The sequence below is a fragment of the Lentzea sp. NPDC005914 genome, assembly GCF_040629405.1.
GTDB lineage: Bacteria > Actinomycetota > Actinomycetes > Mycobacteriales > Pseudonocardiaceae > Lentzea.
The window spans coordinates 1-1,542 of the sequence record NZ_JBEXVQ010000096.1; the positions used below are offsets into that span (position 1 = coordinate 1).

Genomic DNA, 1,542 nt, shown 5'->3' on the forward strand with positions numbered 1-1,542 from the left:
GCTCAGCCTGTTCATCGGCAGTCAGCTCCACCCCGACAGCCAACACCATCACCAGTCACACGCATGTAAAGCAAACAGAATCACAGAACACTAGTACTGCGACGAAAGTTATGAATAGTAGTGCTGTGGTAGTCCGCGATGACCTACGCGACTGCGTCATCGAGCACCTCGGCGCAGGTGGCGCGGCGACGATGCCGTAGTCCGAGATCCACTCGGCTTCTCCGAATGGCTGCTGACTTATCAGCCCCAACCGGATCGATCGTGTCCTTTGAGCCCGCCCGTGGAGCCATCCACGCAAAGCCTGTTCATCCGCTCGTCGGCAGGACAGTGCATCAGGTGTCAGGTTGCGGATGCCATGTAGGCCGCCAGGATGTAGTTCGGGTGCCGGTCGAGGTTCTTGCGGGCTCGGTCGTAGCGCATGGTCGTGCGTGGGTCGGCGTGCCGGGCCGCGATCTGAACGTCGCGTCGGTCGACGCCGGCGTCGAGCATCGTGGTCACGAAGGTGTGGCGCAGCATGTGTGGATGCATCCGCGGCAGGCGCACAACCGATACCTCGGACAGCCTGCGCAGTCGGCGGGTTGCGCAGTGCCGGTCCATGCGCACGTCTCGTCGGTTGAGCAGGATCGGGCCGTGGTCGCGTTCGCCGACAGCGTGGTCGATCGCGCGGGCGGCAACGGCACCAGCACGACCTTGCCGCCCTTGCCGACAACGCGCAGAACCCGGTGCCCGTGTTCCTCACCGATATCGCTGATGTCCGTTGCGCAGGCTTCGAACACTCGTAGCCCCAGCAGGCCGAGCATCGCCACCAAAGCGAAGTCGAACCGGTTGGCCGATTCCCGCGCCGCGGTCAGCAGCGCTTCGAACTGCAGATGCGACAAGCCAAGTGTCGGTGATTCGTTGGGCACCACCGGGCGCCGCACATAGTCCGCCGGCGAGTGCTCGAGCACGGTGTCGATGACGCAGGTGCGGTAGAATCCGGTGACGACCGACATCCTGCGTGACACCGTAGACGGCTTGAACCGCCGGACTTCCTGCATCCACCGCACGTACAACTCGATCTGCGCCCGTCCCGCCGCGAGCGGTACGAGCTCGCGCTGCTGGCACCACGTGAAGAAGATCTGCAGGTCCGACTCCGAGTGCATCCGTGAGACACCCGTGTAGCGGCCGAGATACGCGGAAGCTGCTAGCCGCAGCACAACATCAACAGGCGGCGCATCTGTGTGAGTCATACCTCGACGACAGACGACGGCCGGTGTGTCAGCTACTCGATCACACCCGCTGCGGCACGTGCGGACGATCAGAAGTTAACGTCGTCTACGAGTGATGGGGTTCCGAGGTCCTCCCGCATGACATTGCGAAGGTCCTTGAGAGCATGTTGGTACACCGTAAGGGTTTCCCGGTAGCTCGGTGAATCCAGGTCGCCGCCTTGCGCGAAAATATCGCGCAGTGAGCCTTTTTCATCCTGGTCTGGATGTGTTGGCGGACAAGGGACTTCTGCTGTGACTGGTTGACGCAGGCGCGGCGTGTCGGACCCTGGACATG

The 1,542-nt window shown here is 62.7% G+C and carries 3 protein-coding genes; all 3 read right to left on the minus strand.

From position 1 onward, the window contains the following. Positions 1-339: 339 nt before the first annotated feature. Positions 340-597 carry a site-specific integrase gene (locus tag ABZ345_RS47415; protein ID WP_359862359.1) on the minus strand — a complete coding sequence of 86 codons (258 nt, stop codon included), beginning with the start codon at positions 595-597 and terminating at the stop codon, positions 340-342. Then, positions 495-992 (minus strand): hypothetical protein, encoded by a 498-nt coding sequence (locus ABZ345_RS47420; protein WP_359862361.1) that lies wholly within the window; start codon positions 990-992, stop codon positions 495-497. The genes ABZ345_RS47415 and ABZ345_RS47420 overlap by 103 nt, the downstream gene beginning before the upstream one ends. Positions 993-1,297: 305 nt before the next feature. After that, a partial coding sequence (locus ABZ345_RS47425; protein WP_359862358.1) for a hypothetical protein occupies positions 1,298-1,542 on the minus strand: 245 nt, incomplete at its 5' end.